The following is a 19221-nucleotide window of genomic DNA, read 5'->3' as shown; positions in this document are numbered from 1 at the left end:
CAAAATAGTTGTTGTTTTGGCTTAATTTCTTGTGTAACAAAAAACACCTACCTTAAACCAATGTCAAAGTAAGTGTTTTTTTATTGAATATTTGATGAACTACATCAACTGTTTTTTCTGATTAAAATACTGTGTTGGGGTTTGACCCGTTTCTTTTTTAAATGCTCTATTGAAGGCTGTTTTAGAATTAAATCCAACATTATAAGCGTGTCCAAGATAAGTTAACTCTTGTCTCTGATCGGATAATACTTCTTTGATAAATGCCTCTACTCTGTATGCATTGACAAAATCATAAAAGTTCTTGTTATATCCTTCGTTGATCACTTTAGATAAATCGTGTGTATTGGTCTCTAAAGCTTTAGCCAATTCAGGCAACGTCAACCTAGGATTGGTGAATAAGAATTGTGATTTCATCATCTCCCCTAGCTTATCTTTAATGAGCAACAGTTCTTTCGACAACCCTTCAGAAGGTTCCTCTGAATTCCCAATATTCGCTTCGGATATCATTTCCTCTTCTGGAATTTTGTGAGTCGATTTTAATTCTGATACTCTCAATATTTCTGGTTGGTTCATGGCATAGTAACCCATCATAAAAGATACACATGCAATAATAAACCACATCACATCTACCAAAAACTCTATTAATGGCAGTGATTCAAAATCAAAAATAAACCCTGCTCCTCCTCCAATGTATAAAACAGCCCAAATGACTAAGCAGACCATATAAACGGTTAATACAACATTGAGATAATTTAAATTTCTATCTTCTGATAATAATGCTGCACTTTCTTCTTCTTGACTTTTTAATATTGCTCTACATCTCCACCAATAATAAGCAGAGAATAGTAATCCAATCCCACCTACTGTTTGATAAAACCACGCATATTTAAAATTGATGACCGAATCGATAAATGCATCTTTAGGCATCGCTATCATCGGTGTATAAATTAAAAGTTGGATCATGAAAGGAGCCAATCTTTTAAAATAATCCTTTGCATCTATACTCTCTTTGATCGTCAAAGATTTGATGTATAAATAGAATAAAGGACCGTATAAGAAAAGTAACATTTCTGGGAACAAGTACAGCTTAGGTGCTGCATTAAAAATATCTCTGTAGAATGTCCCTACTCTACATATAATTGCAATTGAGGTTAATAAAATGAGAGTAATTAATACAACATTGGCTTTTCTGTTATTTTCTTGAATACCAAAAATAGAAAGGATCAATAATAAACCCTGAAATGCTCCTAAAAGAAGTAAGAACATATATGGGGTCATCGTATTTCCCGATAAATCTTCCCATGAATTGACCTTAATTTCTGTTTTCCATCCATCAACATCAATATCGTATTTTCTATTATGAATGGCTCTACCGTTATCTCTACCTTCTACAGACTCCCAACTACCTCTTGTTATTTTATATTGAAATTTCTTCAATCCAAGAGGTAAAGATAAATAGTACTTACCATCTGGGTGTTTAGACATCTTACTTTCAGGGTCTCTAGGATTCCAATTATTAAAATCACCTGCAATAAAAAGAGTGGCATCATAAGGCGTTTCATCTGGAGTTTCATTCACGATGATTTTCACCCTATTTAAATATTTTTTTGCCATGTCTTGCCATGACATAATCACTACATCAATTTGTTCAGGACCTTTTGGGTCATACCACCTGTTCTGTTTTATTTCCCCAATATCATTTCCTTCTACTTGCAACCAAGTCCCTCTTGTAAACTTATATTGAAATGGTTTATCTCTTTTAGGAAGAGTAATAAAAAACTCTCCTTGACTATTCTTTTTTAGTTGGAAATTTTCATCTCTAGGATTCCAATTATTATAAGAAGTCACTAAAAATATTTCGGTTTCCTTTGGTGTGTAATCTGGTAGATGTTTTATCGTAATTGTTATATGATCTGATGAATAAGCAGATACCCCAAAAATCAATAATAAAGTGGACAGAAATATTGTTCTTTTTGTCGTACCAAAGCTGGTAAAAATGCTCATGTGAGTAGTGATAGTAATTAAAAATTAAGTGTAGACAGTAATAAATCGTTCATACTTGTATAGTATAAATCGTGTAGATATAAAAAGTATCTAATTTTAACTCAATTTTATCTAATATTCAAGAAATAAGAATAAAATTATGATTTCGATGTATGAAAAAGAGTGTACAACGAAAACATTGTACACTCTTGTAAATCAATTAGTTTTTATAAATTTTCCGAATCATTACTTCATCATCAATTTGTACTTTTAGAATATACATACCTGTGGATAGGTTTTGTGCATTCATTTCAATTTTCTGATTTCCGTATAATAATTCTCTTTGTTCAGAGTACTGAAGTCTACCATTTAGATCGTACAAACTAAATTGTGCTCTCATTTGATTATCAGCAGTAAGTTGAACTGTAAATTTATGCTGAACCATAGTTGGATATACCGATAAATCGATTCTCTCTTCTAGATTGATTAACCTAGTTCCACTTGATTCTGGATTGGAATCATACCAAACACCATCTTTATACCACCCCTCTCTATCTCTAGACATATCGGATGTTTGTTCTCCACTTCCATTATGGAAAAGTAGATTCGATGAGCTTGCTCCTTCTATAGTATAAGAATACCATGCATTTCCTTCATTCTCCATCAACTCTCCTGGCCAAGCTGAAGCACTTCCATTAGAAGCATTCCAATAGTGAATTCTAGTACTATTTCCCCAAGGGCTCTTGAAATGTACGGTTAAGCCTGTTGGTTGAGGAGGTTTAGCATCGTACCAGACTCCGTTTTTATACCAACCTTCTTTATCTCTAGTTAAGTCAGGAGATTTATACCCTGCATTGTTATGAAATAATAGGTTTATGGAATTCACACTTGATGGGAATTCATAATAATACCATCCAGCATCTTCACCGTTTGCCTCCATTAGGCTTACTCCAGGCCAACTTGTACTTGGGTAAGATCCTGCAGGAGATGCCCCCCAATAATGAATTAGTGGATTACTTACTCCTTGGAAATAAACTCTAAATCCTGCTGTTACTTCAACAACTGTATACGTTTCCATTGCGACATCGCTAACATTACCAGCTTCATCTTTTGCAAATGCTTTTACTGTATATGTTCCCGGTGTATTCAGTTCAATATTTACTGCCCCCGATCCACTTAATGATGACTCTGTTGGTGTAGAACCATCAGTTGTGTAATAAATTTTAGGAGAAGCAGTCTTATTATCTGTAGCAGTAATTGTTACTGTTCCTGATCCTTGGAATTCAGCAGCAGGAGTCAAACCTAAAGTTGGCTTAACCGTATCTGGACCAATTTCAATCCATTGCCCATTTTCGTAACCCATACCCTCGTTTCCACAAGTAGTAAGATCTCCTGTTTGACCTCCACCTCCATTAGAGAAGATGACATTCGAACAAGTACCTCCAGTAACAGTAATTTTTTTCCAACCTGAGCCAATTTCTGAAGCATCTTCCATGGCAACTCCAGGCCAAGAAACTGGGTTTTCGATTGTTATCACTCCATTTTCTTGTACTTCCCAATAATAAGCATGAGAATAACCTTTTGCATAAAACACAAATGTTGCTTCATCTTTGAAAGTATATGTAGCTGTTACTTCATCAGATACTCCAGCTTCATTTTTTGCAATTGCACGAACAGTTACTATGTCCCCATCTTGACCACTCACTACAAACCCTCCGCTGTATGGAGTACTTGTCGTATCAGCAGCTGTACCGTCTGTTGTATAATAAATCACACCATCAAATGTAGCTGTCATGGTCACATTTAAATCGCCTATAGGGTAATTTCCTGTGCTAGGGTTAATGCTAACTGTTGGACCTTGTTCACCTGGACATTCGCCAGGACATTGACTATACCATTGTCCGTCTTTGTACCAACTATCTTTCGTGACAGTGTAATCTTCTAACTGTTCTCCACCGTTGTTATTTGCAACCACACCAACAGATAATGCTTCAACAGCAACATGATACCATTCTCCACTCACTAAATTCATTTCTTGCCCTGGCCAAACAGTATCTTCGGTAATACCAGTAGGAGTAGCATCAAACAAATGAATATAGGGAGAACCCCAAGTACTTGGTCTGTAAACCCAGATATTAATGGGATCTATAGCGCCGACTTGGTACTTCTCTTCCCCCGTTGACATGATTCCATTTGCATTTATAGCAACCACTTTTACAGTTGTAGTTGTTGTCACTGTAAAGCTAGTATCTTGAGCCGATAATTTTGTCCAGTTCAAGTAATTGTCCTTCGTTTCATTTGCATCTTTAGTAAGATACACCACAGGGTTTGGATCTTCTTTATCTGTTACTGTGATAGTCACTGCAACACTATTCGGATCATACACACCTGCAGTCATAGAAATCTTAGGAGAGATGATTGGTTGGTAATTAATATCTTCTAGTAAGATGATTCCCTCACTATCTGCTGTGAATGAAACACTTCCGTTTTCGATTATATCCATTGCCCCAGTGTAACGATCAATAATCGTATCCCCGTCTGCAAAGTGACCATTTACATCAAATGATACTTGTCCATTTGCTCCAATCGCTACAATAACTTTGTCATAAATTTCTTTATCATCGTTATTATATTCACGAACAAAAGTATATGGAGCATCTCCAATTTTTTGGTGAGAACCTGCACCTACTGATGGGTGATCTCTACGGAAAGTACCTAACTTTTTCCAAACATCATGTTGTGCTTGATTAAAGTTACCCCAGTTCATGTCTGAACGTGTGTTTTGTTCAGCATCACTCCATCCACCTTCTGGACGGCCCGATTCGTCACCATAGAAAATCTGAATACCACCTGGTAATAATAAGAAACCAGGACCTGCAGCTTGTAGGCTATTTCTATCAAATAATGGCACTACATCATGAGATGACAGGTAACTTAGAGAGTTCCAAGTTGGATCATCATTGATAGTTGCATATTCGGAGAATAAAGATTCTAAAGAAGAAGCATCTCTGCTAGCAACCCTGGCATCGTTCTTTAATCCAAAATTAATTACTGAATTAAACTGACCTACTGAGTGATATTCTGATTTGTTTTTACCATGACCCCAAACTTCAGCTGTCATCCAAAATTCCTCGTCGTCCATCGCTTTGTCCGGGTTTTCTTCTTTCCAATCTTTTAAAGCTTGGATAGCATATTGTTTTAATCTTGCCCAACGGTCCAACTCAACGTGCTTGGCTGTATCCACTCTAAAACCATCAATACCATATTTTCTAACCCAGTCTGTCAACCAGAAAATCATGTAGTTTGATACCACTCTTGGTAAACCTGTTTGACTAAAGAAGGCATCTAATTCTGCTTTTTTCTGATCATAAGTTCCTTCTTGCGTCCACTTATTAACTAAGATGGCAGGGATACCTACAGGAGCAACATCTTCCGTTTTTAAATCAGGAAGGAAACCAACACAGTTATCAATTCCACCGCCTGATGAACAACCATCGTAGCCATCAATATCTGGGTGACGCATCCACTCTGGTCCCCAATAATTTGACAACCAAGTTCCACCACTGTTATAATCAATAAACTTCTCGTGGTATGAATGCCATGATTCTCCTCCTGCTGGCTGCCATGTTTTCCATGCTGGATCTAAACTACCGTAGTTGTATTGCTCCATATCGTGCATTGTCACATAACCTGTATGGTTCATTACCACATCGACAACCACACGAATTCCTCTACTATGGGCTTCATCAATAAATTCAACGAAGTCGTTTTCAGTACCCATGTTTTGGTCAATTTCAGTCCAGTCCATTGCATAGTAACCATGGTAACCATAGTGTCTGAATGAACCATCAGAAGATCCGCCTACCCATCCGTGCATTTGCTCAACAGGAGAAGTAATCCAGATGGCATTTACGCCAATAGACTCAAAGTAACCTTCACGAAGCTTAGCTGTCATACCTTTTAAATCACCACCATGGAATTCACCTGCTGATGAGTCGTCTGTATATGGCTGACCATTACCATTTGTTCCTCTACCATATGCATTATTATTTGATGGATCGCCATCATAGAAACGGTCCGTCATTGTAAAGTAGACTGTTGCATTATCCCAAGTAAAATCTGATTTTTTAGCTGGTTTATCAGGAATAATTACCGTTGTATCTTCATCAACGAATAGGGTGTACGTTTCTGATTTCACCTCAGAAGATGATCCATTTAGATAAGCTATTGCAGAAATTGTTGTTGTCTCTGTAATTGGGAATGGATTAGAATATACATTCGAACCATTAGAAGGAGTTGATCCATCTGTAGTATAATATATGTTTGATCCTGTTGTTCCATTTAAAGAAACAGTCATTTCATTTTCAAAAGTGGTTGATGCAGGTGTAATCGAAACCATAACAACTGTGGTGTCTTCATCTGGACAATCGATAGTACACTCGTTTGTCACTACACCTTCTCTGTACCAAGAAGAACCTGATATAAGAATATCTTCATCTTGATTACCATTGAAATCATGGAACACAAAATTTGAACTTTCAGTACCCGCTAAGCTAATCATATACCAGCCTTCTGTACCCTCCACTTTGGTCATCACTTTACCTGGCCATTCTGAGTCTTCTACAACTCCAGAAGGTATTGCACTCCAATGATGTGCATATAATGTTCCCCATCCTGCAGGTTTATGTACATATACCTTCATTTCAGGAAGTTCTTCACCTACATAATAGGTTCTTTCATCTCTACCTGAGTTTCCTGAACTATCAAATGATTTAGCAATTACAGTTGTTGTTGCAGTTAGAACAATTGGGTTATTATCACTGTAAACTGAAGATGACGTAGTTGGTTCTGTACCATCTAGAGTATAGTAAATAGGCAGTGCACCATCACGGTCATCATCAGATGAAATCGTTACAGTAATAGGATCAAATGATTGCATCACATCTGGACTAATACTCACAATTGGTTCTTGGTCAATATCTTGTTTGCTCCAAATCGAATAGTTTAAACCATCAGATTGTAAGATCCATCCACTACCTGAAGGAGACCATGAGGTGTTACCTAATCGTACAGCTACACTATTATCAATAATTGCAGCATATCCATTTCCATCGGATTGCTGAATGTTTACAGTACTATTGTTATGAATACCATTGGCTTTTCTTATCGCTACCATTTTCGAGATATCATCGTAAAGACCATAATCGAAAAGGTGAGAATAGAATACCATAGGGCTACCTGCGTGAGTTAAAATATAAGCATACCCTTGAAGAACTTGTGAGTTAGTTGATGGATCATTTGGAAATGATGTTCCTGGGTGATCACCTTGTCTCACTGGCTCTGTATCGTGGTTTTCTAAGAAAGTCACAGAGTTTTGCGGCCAAACACCTGCAACACCTGGCATTTTACCTCCATTGTTTAGAGCACCATAATTACCGTTTACTGCCTCATGTAGTGCAAACTTTAATGGAAAATCAAATGCCGTGGATGTTTGTTGAGTACCGTCCATCCAATTAACAATCGCCTGAGTATCACTTGTCCAGTTTTCTCCAATAGAAATGTACGGAGAAGTGGCATTGTTATATTCAGCAAAAAACTCTGCGCCAAAGCCATGAACAAAATCATATCTCCAACCAGAATATCCAACGTCATTTTTCAACCAATTCATCCAGTCTTTAATTGCTTGACGTGTTTCAGAATCTCTGTGGTTGATATCACGAGCTGCACTGTAAGGAGTACCTGTGTCGAAGTCTCCACAACCATCTCCTGGGAATTGTTGGTTTACTTCATCATCAGAAGTGATGGCTTGACAACCTAAAGCTGGCTCACAGAAATCTGCCCAACTTGTACAACCCACTCTATGGTTGATGACAATATCAGCAATAGAAATCACCCCATCTTGATTTAAAGAGGAGATTAAATCTCTTAGTTCTTGCTCTGTACCATAATCAGATTCTAGATCGTACCATTTTCTTGGAAGATACCCAGCTCTATCTCCTGCATCTGAAGAAGGAGGTAACCATACCCCATCAATACTTGCTGATTTAATAGCTGGAACTTTAGTTTGGAGGTTTAACCACCAATCTTTTTTTGCTGGATCTGCAGACTCCCAATGGAAGCCCTGAAGATACACTTCGGTTCCGTCGGCTTGTTGTGCATAGACATTTTGTGCACCACTAAGCCCAAAAAGAACCACTCCGGAATAGAGGAGTAGTTTAGTTAGTGTTTTTTTCATTTTCATTTCATTTTAAAAATTGAAGAGAGCACTCTTCGCAAATAGTTGTGAGTTAAAAGTAAGGGAGAGAATTTGAAGAATCGCACCACCATTTTTTTTTGATGTTCGGGATAAAGAGAAACGTACCACCATGTAAAACGGCACCTAAAAACACTCGGTTTTATAGATATAATGCAACATTTATAAGAAAGAGGTTGTACTTGATGGTATCAATTAATAACTTGTTTTGAATAATAATTATAGACCAAACAGACTATTATGAAATTCTCTGAGATTAAAAAAGTAAGTGTTATTGGTGCTGGATGGCTTGGATTTCCTTTAGTGGAAAAACTGTTGGAAAAGGGCTATCAAGTAAAAGCCAGTACAACTACTGAATCTAAAATCTTAAAGCTACGTGAAATGGGAGTTAAAGCTTACAACCTAAACTTTTCTCCAACTATAGCAGATATAGATCAATTAAATGATCTATTAGATACTGATGCTGTAGTTATTTGTATCCCTCCAAGGTTCAGACAACATCAATTACAAACGTATCATGCGGAACAAATAAAGGTAATTAAAGATGCTATTGAGAATCTACCTGTTAATAAGGTGATTTACACTAGTTCAACAGGGATTTATGAGAATTCCAATAAAGAGATAAATGAAAACTCACCAACATCTACTTCACCTAAAGCAAAATCAATTTTATTGGCAGAAGAAGTATTAAGAATTAATACGGATTTGGATGCTACAATATTAAGACTTGGTGGATTAATGGGATATGACCGTATTCCTGCCAAATATGTAGACGGTAAAAAGGATTTAAATTATGGAGATATCCCTGTAAATTATGTTTTTAGAGACGATGTTATTCGTGCCATTTTACATATTCTTGATTTAAACGATCACAATGCATGGAATAAAGTATTTAACTTAGTTGCTCCCGAACACCCTCCAAAACGTCTTGTTTACGAATCAACAGCTAAGTTCGGAGAGTACATTTTACCCACATACATTAATCCAGAAACACCGCCTGCATTCAAGATTATTAATAGCGATAAAATTACATCTAAAATTGGCTTTGAATTCTTATTCCCTAATCCATTGGAATTTGAATACGAATCATTTTCAGTATAAAATAAAAGAAACTTACCTTAAAAAAGTAAGTTTCTCTCCCCTTAACAATTAAACCAAATAATCCTTAAATATCCTTTTTTCCTTTCTCCGATAAGAAGCATAACATCGGTGGTCATCCCTAGATGCTTTTTAATTAAGCATACTTAAAAGTACATTAGAATTTATTTACATTTAATTTATTTCGGTTAAGTAATATATTTTTTCGATAAAGCATTGATTTACATCGATGAATATCAGATTCCCTCTAATCTATTCAATACCTCCTCAATTTCAGATAGATAGCTCTCACCAAATAGGTTCAAATGTACCAATAATGGATACAAATTATAGAAAGGAATTCTTTCCTTTATACCTTCTTCCCAAGGGTAAGTTTCATTATAGGCATTAAAGAAAGCATCGTCAAAACCTCCAAAAAGAGTAGTGAATGCTAATTCGGCTTCCCGATGCCCATAATACACAGCAGGATCAATTAAACATGGTTCGCCTAAAGCACCAACCATGGTATTTCCACTCCACAAATCACCATGAAGAAGGGCGGGAGATTCTTTAGGGAAGTAGTTTTCTAATTTTTCTTTTATCAAATAGATTTTATCTAAGTGATGTTGCTTTAGAAAACCATTTTGAACAGACATTTCGTATTGTGGCACGATTCTCTGATTCACAAAAAAGTCAATCCATTTTTCTTCTTTATTATTCAATTGAGGTAACCTACCAATATAATTATGATAATTTAAACCGAATTCAGGTTGCGTCACCTTATGCATCTCTGCTAGATAATTCCCCATCTTTTCCCAATAATCATGCGATGAACGACTACTGTTAATGTGTTCCATAATTAAATAAACACCATGTTCGAACTCGCCAATACCTATAACTTTTGGAACGGTAAAGTCCGAATTATCGCGAATAAGGTTTAACCCTTTACGCTCTACATCAAAAAAGTGTGTCTTTAACTTAGCATTATGCTTAATAAAAAAGTTACCTTTGTTGGTGGATAATTTGATGGATTCGTTAATACAACCACCAGTGATATTATTAGTTTCTAATAACTGAATATCATTTCCCAGGTGTTTTTTAAGTATTTCTTGATAAAAAGCTTCTGACATTGAGAGAATCAATAATTAATTATAATTGAATTCGTTGAATTTTGACGAATATAATCATTTGATAATTATCTTTACCAATTGAAAATTGAATTTATATATATGCATCACATATATCGAAATATAATATGTTCTTTCTTTTTACTGCTATTATCACATCAGTTGGTAGAAGCACAAAAGAATTTATTGGATCCTCCTAGAATAGCTGTTGGACTAAAAGGTGGATATTATTCTTCTGCAGTGGGTTTTACCACAGAACCCATTAGTCAGAGTCCTGTATTAGCTCCAACTTATGGTTTTCTATTTAAATACAATGCTGAAAAATTCTTTGGTCTTCAGGTAGAACTAAATCACATTACTGCAGGTTGGGGAGAGTTTAATCAAGAAGATTTTACAGAGACAGTGTACGAAAGAAAACTCAACTATATCTCTCTTCCAATGTTGACCAACATTTATTTAGGTAAAAAGAACTTTCAGTTCGTCATATTAGTTGGGCCACAATTCGATTATATGATTGGAGAATCCAAGGAGGTAATAACTACTCTTGATAACCAACGGTATGATTATTACGATAGAGCAGCGAATCCATTTGTAGTTTCTATAGCCGGAGGTGCAGGGGTTAATATTCTCACCAAGTATGGACATTTTCAGATTGAGGGTCGCTTTTCTGCAAGTATGACTGATGTATTAAAAGCAGATAGTAGGTCATCCACCAATCGTTCGGTATCTACAATTGGAGGTCTAACCTTCTCTTATATTTTACCTATTAGTGGTTGGAAGGCAAAACCTTCTGATGATAATACTAGCGAAGCCCCATCAAAAAGTAATGATAATTGGGAAATAAGAAATGATCAATAAAAAAATCCCACAGTCTGAAAACTGTGGGATTTTTTTATTTCTAATATTTACATGGTGTCTTTTTTGGTATCCAAATAACTGAGAACATCATCTGCTGCTATTTTGAATGTCTTATCCAACTTTGCACTTTTAAATGCATTGGTCGACACATCGTAATCCTTCTCTTTTAATGCTGCGATACCTAGCGTAAAATAATACTTCGATTTCGTTTTCACATCTAAACCGTTATATTTTACCAGTTCCTGCAATACTTTTATTGACTCATCTAATTTATGCAGCTTAAACAGTGCTACCGCCTTGGTATATTTTACATGATAATTGTACTCATCATAATATAAAGCAGAGTCACAAGAAGCTATTGCATCATGAAGCATAAGAGACGAAAGTTGCCAAGAAGCGATTTCTTCAAAGATTTTTGATTTTTGATATTTTTCATCAATCTTCTGAACCATTATTTCTGCCTTATCAATTTGTTCCGACTTATCTGAAGTCACCTTGGCTATCTTGATCTGTAACTCATGTGCTTTCACATTAGAGTTATCTTGTTTTAAAGCATCAAATAAAAGATCACTTGATTTATCAAAATCATATATCTGATAATAACATACGGCAATCCAATATTTATACTCAGGAGTAAGTTTAGCCACTAACTTTTTATAGGACCCATAATTCGCCTTATCAATTATAGAATTTAATAGAGTATATTCTTCTAGATTGTAATAAGCATAGCCTAATTCGTAATAAAATCTTGCTGAATTTTTACTATCCTGAGGAACATAAGACAATGCTTTTTTAATATCTCTAACCGCATGTTCATATTCTTGTTCCATGTTATACAGTTTACCAGAATAATAAAGAGCAATGTAATTACTATCTGATATCGCTACAACATCATTAATATGCGGTCGAATCTTATTGTATTGTTTTTCTTTGAAAAGAATCATGATAATTTGATTCTTTGCATTTATTCTCTGACTCTTATTACTATTTGATAAATACTTAAACGATTGATCAAAGTAATAAACCGCCTGTTCATAATAATCTTTACGCATGTAAAGACGTGCCAATTGATAATTCATAAAACCGTTTTCAGGAAACTGTTTTAATCCTTGTTCAAAAGTATCAATTGCATTATTGAACTGCTTCATTGTCACCTGACACTTCGCCTTCATCAAGTAATATTTCTCTTGGGTAGAATCATAGCGTATAGCTAATGCGTACTCATCAATTGCTTCTAAGTACTTGTTTGCTTTTCTATTATTTTCTGCCAAAACGAAATATGCAGCTGCACGATCAGCTTGTGCGTACACCTGACTAAAAACTTGAAGAGCAAGAATCGGCAACAATAATTTTAGTAGTGACCTCATCTTATTTTTACAACGTAGTTCTGAGTTTCTTTTAAACTTAAAACAATGAATTACCCACTTGATATTCAAATAAATACCCTTTTTGAATTAAGAATAGAAGTTTGTATTTCAAAGTTTTAAAAAAAATCACCTAGCAACGTGTTAAAACAGAACTAAGTGATTTTTAACTTGTTAAAACAAACAAGTTCAAATTTTATTCCAAATCTATTACTCGTTATAAAATTTCTCATCCGAGTAGTCCCTTTGCAACCAATTTACCATATCGGTTTCATAGTCGTTAGGATCATACTCTGTAGAAGCTATTGTAACGGTAACAGCATTTTTATTAAAATATAAGGTTCTCCAAGTATTAGGGGGCAAATACAGACCCTGACAAGGATTATCAAGGATAAATACCTTTCTTTTCATGTCATCAAGAACAACCTCTACCTCCACTGTACCCGTAACTGCTACAATTACTTCTTCTGTTTCTTTATGAGCATGATTACCTCTAACAGTATCTTTTGTTCCGCCGTTCGTCCAAAATACTCTTTTTATAGGAAAAGGTATTTGTTTATTTTCAGATACAGGGGTTAAAAAACCCATTGTATGAGAACCGTGTTCCTCAATTTCTATAATGCGAGGCTTTTTATTTACCCATCTTTTCTTATTCAATGTCATGTTGTTTTCCTCTCTTATTCTATACACACCAATCTATTTTTGACATGAAATTAGATTAAACCTATTTTCTTTTTGATATCAGATGGAATAGCATCCTTATGAACCATAATTGAAACGGTCTTAAGTTTTACATATCCTTCTGACATATATAAATAACCTCCGAAATCATTTGATTCAGCACCCCATGAATTTTTAGTAACATAATAAAGTGCTCCGTCTTTATCTTTCACAATGCCAACGATATGCATCAAGTGATCGTCTGTGGTTGAATAATTATCAAAAGTTGTTTGTCGTAACGAAGACGTTACTTCAATTTCCTTACCATCTTTCTCTTCAATAGTTGCTTTTCCATTTTTATGAGAAAATGATTTTTCAGAAACATCTCCATCCCATGTTAATGAATAGCCTTTATTTAAAGCATTATTCATTACCTCTTGCAAATCAGATAAAGGAAGATTGTAATAGATACCATCAGACCAATTATCTGGAATTTCTAGTACACATGGAGCATATGTTTTATATGCATCGTAAGAAGTTAACTCGACATAATCATCAGGATTAAAGTCCAAGTTAGAAGCAAATTTTTGAGGTGTGTAAGATTTGCCCTCAAATTCAAATTCGACTGGAGTTCCGCCCATATATGCGTCCAAAATTGCATTAAAAGCATCGTCCCAGTTATCTGAAATTGTTCTTGATGTTGACAGCGTTTTCAAAACACTCTCCATCACACCGAATAATTCTTGATGATCATAAGGTCCTTTACTACCATTTTTCCCATCATACACAGCATTAGGAACAAAACCTTTCTCACGAATAATGTTCATTACATCGTGAGCAAGTCCACCTTCTCCAAACTGGGCTTTACCGTGTTTTCTTATATATTTTTTTGCTTTTAAAGGATATGTATTTCTTACAAAATACATTTCAGAAAGGTCAAACTCTCCTTTTCCTTTACGCATTAATTCAGATTCAATAAAAGAGGTTGTTGAAAAACTCCAACATGTACCTGTTCTACCCTGACTCTTTACAGGAGTTGTTTTTACCTGATTAACCACTTTAAGTTGAGTACCATCTACGATAGTTTCTTGTCCGAATACTGTTAGTGTAGAAGCTCCGGCAAGCAGTACAGAAGCTAGTATTTTTTTGATGGATAACATCTATATATAATTATATTTTAACGAGGATTAATTATATGTCATAATCGAATGCCTAAATGTACAAAAACGAAATGTTAATATCTAATTATATATTAAATTATGTTAAGGCACTGGATCGTATCCACTACCACCCCAAGGATGACAACTTTTTATTCTTTTGAAAGCTAATTTTCCGCCTTTTATCGGACCGTATTTCTTTAAAGCTTGCACAGTGTACTCAGAACAAGTAGGTGAGTATCTACAAGAAGATGGTGTATAAGGCGAAATAAGCACTTGATAACCTCTAACGAGCAGCACCATTATTTTTGAAATAAACTTTCCCATATTCGCATATTCGGGTATATAATGTTTGAAAAATCGTTTTTTCACATATATAGCGTTAAAACAATGACAATTTACCAATAAAAAAGATGATCTTTATTTATTATAATCATCAAATTGTATAAATTGCATCCAAATAAGTAATATTAATATTTACTAACAAATAACCAACACAACCATGAGTGTATTGGTCAATAAAGACTCAAAAGTAATTGTTCAAGGATTCACTGGATCTGAGGGCAGTTTTCACGCCGAGCAAATGATTGCTTACGGCACAAATGTAGTTGGAGGTGTAACTCCAGGTAAAGGTGGTCAATCTCATCTTGACAGACCAGTTTTTAACACAGTTGCTGACGCCGTAGAGCAAGCAGGAGCGAACGTATCTATTATTTTTGTTCCTCCAGCATTTGCTGCAGATGCTATTATGGAAGCTGCAGACGCAGGTATCAAAGTAATTATTGCAATTACTGAAGGTATTCCAGTAGCTGACATGGTTAAGGCAAAAGATTACATTAAAGGCAAAGACGTTACTCTTATCGGACCAAACTGTCCAGGTGTTATTACTCCAGGAGAGGCAAAGGTAGGTATTATGCCAGGTTTCATTTTCAAACCAGGTAAAGTAGGTATCGTTTCTAAGTCGGGTACTCTTACGTACGAAGCTGCAGATCAAATTGTAAAAGCAGGTTACGGAGTATCTACTGCAATTGGTATTGGTGGTGACCCAATTATTGGTACATCAACTAAAGAAGCAGTAAAATTATTAATGGCAGATCCAGATACTGAAGCTATCGTAATGATTGGTGAAATTGGAGGTAACTACGAAGCTGAAGCTTCAAAGTGGATCCAAGAACAAGGTAACCCTAAACCAGTTGTTGGTTTTATTGCTGGCCAAACTGCACCGAAAGGTAGAAGAATGGGTCACGCAGGTGCCATTGTTGGTGGTGAAGATGATACTGCAGAAGCTAAAATGCGTATTATGGAAGAGTGTGGAATCGCTGTTTCAAAATCACCGGCTGATATCGGAGAGACTTTAGCTAAATTATTAGTTAATGCATAATTGGAATTTATTCCAAGCCATAAAAAAAGACCTTGATTCAATTCAAGGTCTTTTTTTATAATAATGTTTTTTTTAGGATTGCTTAAGTACGATTTCAACTCTTCTATTTTCTAAGTGTCTTTCTCCAGAGCATCGTATACCATCAATACAATCGTTTACTATCTCTTCTTCCCCTACTCCTTCTGCTGTAATTCTAGTTGATGATATATTCTTCGATACCAAAATCTCTTTTAAATAGTCTGCTCGGCTTTGAGTAATTTCTTTATTGTAATCATTGGCTCCTCTAGCGTCTGAGTGAACTCTTATAATCACATTTATTTTATGATTTTTTGATAACAACTCATATAAAAAATCAATATGCTGCTCCCCGTCTTCTAAGATTGCTGAATTGTTCACTTCAAAATGTAAATCTGATAATGTATAAGGAATATCACATTTCACCTCTTTTATATTAAAGGATACCTCTATAATATTACTTTCTAAATCACCTTCGGTAGATATTGTATGTTCTTCTTGATCAAAATATAAATCCTTAGTACCGTAAATTTTATAATTTGCTTCGCCTTCCAATGTTAATACAAACTGACCATTCTGATCGGTATATATTGTTGTCTTGGCACCACTTTTGATATTTTTTATGCATACTTTTACACCTTCAATAGTATTTCCTTTTTCACTATCCAAGTAAATACCTTTGAGAGTATATTCCTTTTTTGAATTGGCGATAACATTTTGGGTTAGTATCACCAACAGCAGGAGAAAGCATAACTTTGTTAAGATTTGAGTATATCGCATAATGCACCTATCAATAAAGAGAGATAATTACTTATTAGAGTAAGTTTCAAATATACAAACTTAAAACGAATGTTAACGGAATTATGTTGTGTAAAACATTGATTTTTCTTACCTAGAAAGAAAAAAAATTATTATCGGTCAAGTTAAGATCAATCAAGCAACAACAGAAACAAACCCTTTATCTCAAAAAAATTAAATGACTAAAAATAGCATCTTACAATATTTTTTATTCTTTTTCGTAATTAGTCTTACGTCATTCACTGTTTCCGCGAAGGAAAATATTGTATTAATTGGTACTGTTTGCAATTTAAAAAACAAACCAATTAAAGATGTTAAGGTCCTTGCATTCAAGATAATTAATCTTTCCTCATCATCCAAAAAAGTACTTGTTTCATCTATTCAGACAACTACTGACAACGAAGGAAAGTTTTCCCTTGAATTGAGTAATAACGAAAATTTTGAAATATACTTTTCTAAGGAAAAAATGAAGAGTGTTCAAGGATCTATTCAGATTTTATCTTCTAAAATGAAAGGCGGTCAGAAAATAAGTATCCGCCATACAATGGATAAAAATGAAGAGTTTGCTAAGATTAAAATCAATAGCTCCAATTACAGTGATATAGAAAATAATTATCAAATAGAATCAAAAAGCGAGGACGTTTCTTTTATTCTTAAACACAAGGGCAGTGAATTCATTATTCCGATTCACAATTATGACACATATAGTCTATCAGTAACCAATCCTAATTATTTACACTCATATGATACAGTGGTTGAAATAAATGATCGAAAAACATATGAATTAGATTTAAACTTTAAAGAAGAAAAAGTCCATAAATTCGACATATACCCTTTTGAAGTAAACACAGATATTATCTCCTCTTCTGCTATAGAAGAACTCAACTCCGTTATTTCTACTTTAAAGAAAAGACCTCAGTTATCAGTAGAAATAAGTTGTCATACAGACTCTCGTGGTGATGATGATTTTAATTTATCATTATCAAAAAAACAGGCAAAATCCATACTTTTATATTTTATTTCTCAAGGAATTTCAAGAAAAAGAGTTGTTACAGACGGTTTTGGTGAAAACTTATTGATCAATGAGTGTAAGAATAATGTAAAATGTTCTAACTTAAAACATCTTGAAAATAGAAGAGTAGAGTATAGGTTTAAAAAAATGGATTGATCATTCAAACTACATGTATCAATTCAAGTTGTAGAGAATAAACATGACCGTAAAGACTAAACAAAAATATACTTTTGGATATTCATCATCTGATGTTCATTCCACACATTTTTGGCTAAACGAATTAAGTTCTGATAGTTTATTTTTAGGTGGAGGACTTTTAGAGAGTGCAGATGAACAAACAAAAACAACCTTAAATAAATCTTTTAAAGAAAATAAAAAACCTCAACTTGCATTACATGAAGCAAGTAAAGTTGTAAAAAATTTTGGGTGTAACGACTATGTTCTTGTCTATCTTAAAGATAGACGTTTGTGGCATACTCGCAATGGTAATATTCGTTTATTTGTCTATCGCGATGGTCGTTTTCTATCTCCTCCGCATACTAAAAACCCAGCAGTCGCTACTCCTTTTTTATTAAATGAAGACGATCAGTTAGTGGTCTGTAATGCTTCTTTATTATTTGAGACGGCTCCAAAATCATTAAAAGATATATTCTCTTCTTCCCTACCTCAAGAATCTGCAGAAGGGTTAATTCAACAAACTAAAGAAGACTTGTCTTTTGTAGGTATTCTTCCTTGTGAGTTTTTGAGAGACAATGCTCCATCAAGAAATAGAGAAAAAGCACTTCAGGAGGTATTTCCATTCGAAAAAGAGGTAGATGAAGCCCTTAGAAACCCTAATCAGAAGAAAAATCAGATCTATAATTTTGTAGGTTTCGTTTTATTTACTCTGTTGATCATCTTTATGTATCAGCAGAATAAATCTAATTGGGAAAGTCAAATACAGGAAAAAGATGATGAAATTGCAAACATCAAAAAGGAAAATACTAAATCTGAAAAGACCATAGAAGCTTTCCAACGTTATCAAACACAACATATTCAATCAATAGCTAATCGTGATTTTGATGTTTTCGACAACGAACGCTATCGAATGTACGCTTTGTTTAGAGATGCTAGGAAAAAATTCAAACGAGAAGAAATCGCTGAAAAGTTTAATATCTATAATCCCTTAGCTATTGAAGCAAAAGTAGTAATGGACGAAAATTGGTTTATAGTTCCTGTTAAGGGGACTCACCTAGTTCAAAAAGGAGAAACCTTGAAAAAAATTGCTCAAATGTATTATGATAACGAGCAAGAAGGTATTAAGTTGATTCAAGAATTTAACCCACAAGTAGTTGAAGGTCATTCTGTTTTTTTACCATTTGAAAATGAGCTTTAAACATCACTTATCCCTTAAAACCTAATTGATTAACAATAAGCATTAACTTAAAGAATGATAAATGAAGTTCTATCTAGAAGAACTATCAAAAATTTATACTCCTAATTTATTTTAAATACTACAATCCTCTTAAATTTGTGAATCAATTGGATAGTAATAAT

At 34.5% G+C, this 19221-nt stretch carries 13 protein-coding genes; 5 read left to right on the top strand and 8 right to left on the bottom strand.

The genetic code is table 11. From position 1 onward, the window contains the following. Positions 1-99: 99 nt before the first annotated feature. Entirely contained in the window at positions 100-2004 is a 1905-nt protein-coding gene (locus tag KMW28_RS04225) for a helix-turn-helix domain-containing protein (protein WP_169664286.1), read from the bottom strand. Between the two features lie 199 nt (positions 2005-2203). Beyond that, positions 2204-8218, bottom strand: a complete 6015-nt coding sequence (locus tag KMW28_RS04220) for a starch-binding protein (protein WP_169664285.1) — start codon at positions 8216-8218, stop codon at positions 2204-2206. Between the two features lie 258 nt (positions 8219-8476). Here KMW28_RS04220 and KMW28_RS04215 point away from each other — a divergent pair, with 258 nt between their 5' ends. Beyond that, positions 8477-9337, top strand: coding sequence for an NAD(P)H-binding protein (locus KMW28_RS04215; protein ID WP_169664284.1), 861 nt, complete (start codon positions 8477-8479; stop codon positions 9335-9337). 233 nt (positions 9338-9570) lie between these two features. On the opposite strand, the gene KMW28_RS04210 is transcribed toward KMW28_RS04215, so the two are convergent. Continuing rightward, a complete protein-coding gene (locus KMW28_RS04210; RefSeq protein WP_169664283.1) occupies positions 9571-10443 on the bottom strand; it encodes a fructosamine kinase family protein in 873 nt (290 codons plus the stop codon). Between the two features lie 99 nt (positions 10444-10542). Between KMW28_RS04210 and KMW28_RS04205 the strand changes: the two genes are divergently transcribed. Further along, the gene (locus KMW28_RS04205) at positions 10543-11298 is read left to right on the top strand and encodes a porin family protein (RefSeq protein ID WP_169664282.1); all 756 of its coding nucleotides are present in this window, start codon (positions 10543-10545) and stop codon (positions 11296-11298) included. Positions 11299-11345: 47 nt separating this feature from the next. Here KMW28_RS04205 and KMW28_RS04200 read toward each other — a convergent pair whose 3' ends face one another. The 4 genes from KMW28_RS04200 to yidD form a co-directional block, all read right to left on the bottom strand. After that, positions 11346-12665: a tetratricopeptide repeat protein gene (locus tag KMW28_RS04200; protein WP_066210017.1), complete on the bottom strand. Its 1320-nt coding sequence runs from the start codon at positions 12663-12665 to the stop codon at positions 11346-11348. A 207-nt stretch (positions 12666-12872) separates the two neighbouring features. Further along, on the bottom strand, positions 12873-13352 hold the full coding sequence (locus KMW28_RS04195) for a sugar 3,4-ketoisomerase (protein ID WP_158297678.1): 480 nt from the start codon (positions 13350-13352) through the stop codon (positions 12873-12875). A gap of 23 nt (positions 13353-13375) precedes the next feature. Next, positions 13376-14482, bottom strand: a complete 1107-nt coding sequence (locus KMW28_RS04190; protein ID WP_169664281.1) for a C1 family peptidase — start codon at positions 14480-14482, stop codon at positions 13376-13378. Between the two features lie 102 nt (positions 14483-14584). Continuing rightward, positions 14585-14806, bottom strand: a complete 222-nt coding sequence (yidD, locus tag KMW28_RS04185) for a membrane protein insertion efficiency factor YidD (protein ID WP_066210020.1) — start codon at positions 14804-14806, stop codon at positions 14585-14587. Between the two features lie 175 nt (positions 14807-14981). On the opposite strand from yidD, the gene sucD reads away from it, so the two are divergent. Further along, positions 14982-15860 (top strand): succinate--CoA ligase subunit alpha, encoded by an 879-nt coding sequence (gene sucD / locus KMW28_RS04180; RefSeq protein ID WP_169664280.1) that lies wholly within the window; start codon positions 14982-14984, stop codon positions 15858-15860. 72 nt (positions 15861-15932) lie between these two features. Here sucD and KMW28_RS04175 read toward each other — a convergent pair whose 3' ends face one another. After that, positions 15933-16607 (bottom strand): OmpA family protein, encoded by a 675-nt coding sequence (locus KMW28_RS04175; protein ID WP_158297679.1) that lies wholly within the window; start codon positions 16605-16607, stop codon positions 15933-15935. A gap of 532 nt (positions 16608-17139) precedes the next feature. Here KMW28_RS04175 and KMW28_RS04170 point away from each other — a divergent pair. After that, positions 17140-17841, top strand: a complete 702-nt coding sequence (locus tag KMW28_RS04170; protein ID WP_169664279.1) for an OmpA family protein — start codon at positions 17140-17142, stop codon at positions 17839-17841. Between the two features lie 43 nt (positions 17842-17884). Continuing rightward, the gene (locus tag KMW28_RS04165; protein WP_169664278.1) at positions 17885-19060 is read left to right on the top strand and encodes a LysM peptidoglycan-binding domain-containing protein; all 1176 of its coding nucleotides are present in this window, start codon (positions 17885-17887) and stop codon (positions 19058-19060) included. The last annotated feature ends 161 nt before the right edge of the window (positions 19061-19221 follow it).

The sequence above is a fragment of the Flammeovirga yaeyamensis genome, from assembly GCF_018736045.1.
In the GTDB taxonomy this organism is placed as follows: domain Bacteria; phylum Bacteroidota; class Bacteroidia; order Cytophagales; family Flammeovirgaceae; genus Flammeovirga; species Flammeovirga yaeyamensis.
Note: the sequence above shows the minus strand (reverse complement) of the source record. Positions and strands in the feature narration are given on the sequence as shown.

Excerpts from the sequence above, each read along its gene's own strand:
- KMW28_RS04225 (WP_169664286.1), bottom strand. The coding sequence starts at position 2,004 with ATGAGCATTTTTACCAGCTTTGGTACGACAAAAAGAACAATATTTCTG.
- KMW28_RS04220 (WP_169664285.1), bottom strand. The coding sequence starts at position 8,218 with ATGAAAAAAACACTAACTAAACTACTCCTCTATTCCGGAGTGGTTCTT.
- KMW28_RS04215 (WP_169664284.1), top strand. The coding sequence starts at position 8,477 with ATGAAATTCTCTGAGATTAAAAAAGTAAGTGTTATTGGTGCTGGATGG.
- KMW28_RS04210 (WP_169664283.1), bottom strand. The coding sequence starts at position 10,443 with ATGTCAGAAGCTTTTTATCAAGAAATACTTAAAAAACACCTGGGAAAT.
- KMW28_RS04205 (WP_169664282.1), top strand. The coding sequence starts at position 10,543 with ATGCATCACATATATCGAAATATAATATGTTCTTTCTTTTTACTGCTA.
- KMW28_RS04200 (WP_066210017.1), bottom strand. The coding sequence starts at position 12,665 with ATGAGGTCACTACTAAAATTATTGTTGCCGATTCTTGCTCTTCAAGTT.
- KMW28_RS04190 (WP_169664281.1), bottom strand. The coding sequence starts at position 14,482 with ATGTTATCCATCAAAAAAATACTAGCTTCTGTACTGCTTGCCGGAGCT.
- yidD (WP_066210020.1), bottom strand. The coding sequence starts at position 14,806 with ATGGGAAAGTTTATTTCAAAAATAATGGTGCTGCTCGTTAGAGGTTAT.
- sucD (WP_169664280.1), top strand. The coding sequence starts at position 14,982 with ATGAGTGTATTGGTCAATAAAGACTCAAAAGTAATTGTTCAAGGATTC.
- KMW28_RS04170 (WP_169664279.1), top strand. The coding sequence starts at position 17,140 with ATGAAGAGTGTTCAAGGATCTATTCAGATTTTATCTTCTAAAATGAAA.
- KMW28_RS04165 (WP_169664278.1), top strand. The coding sequence starts at position 17,885 with ATGACCGTAAAGACTAAACAAAAATATACTTTTGGATATTCATCATCT.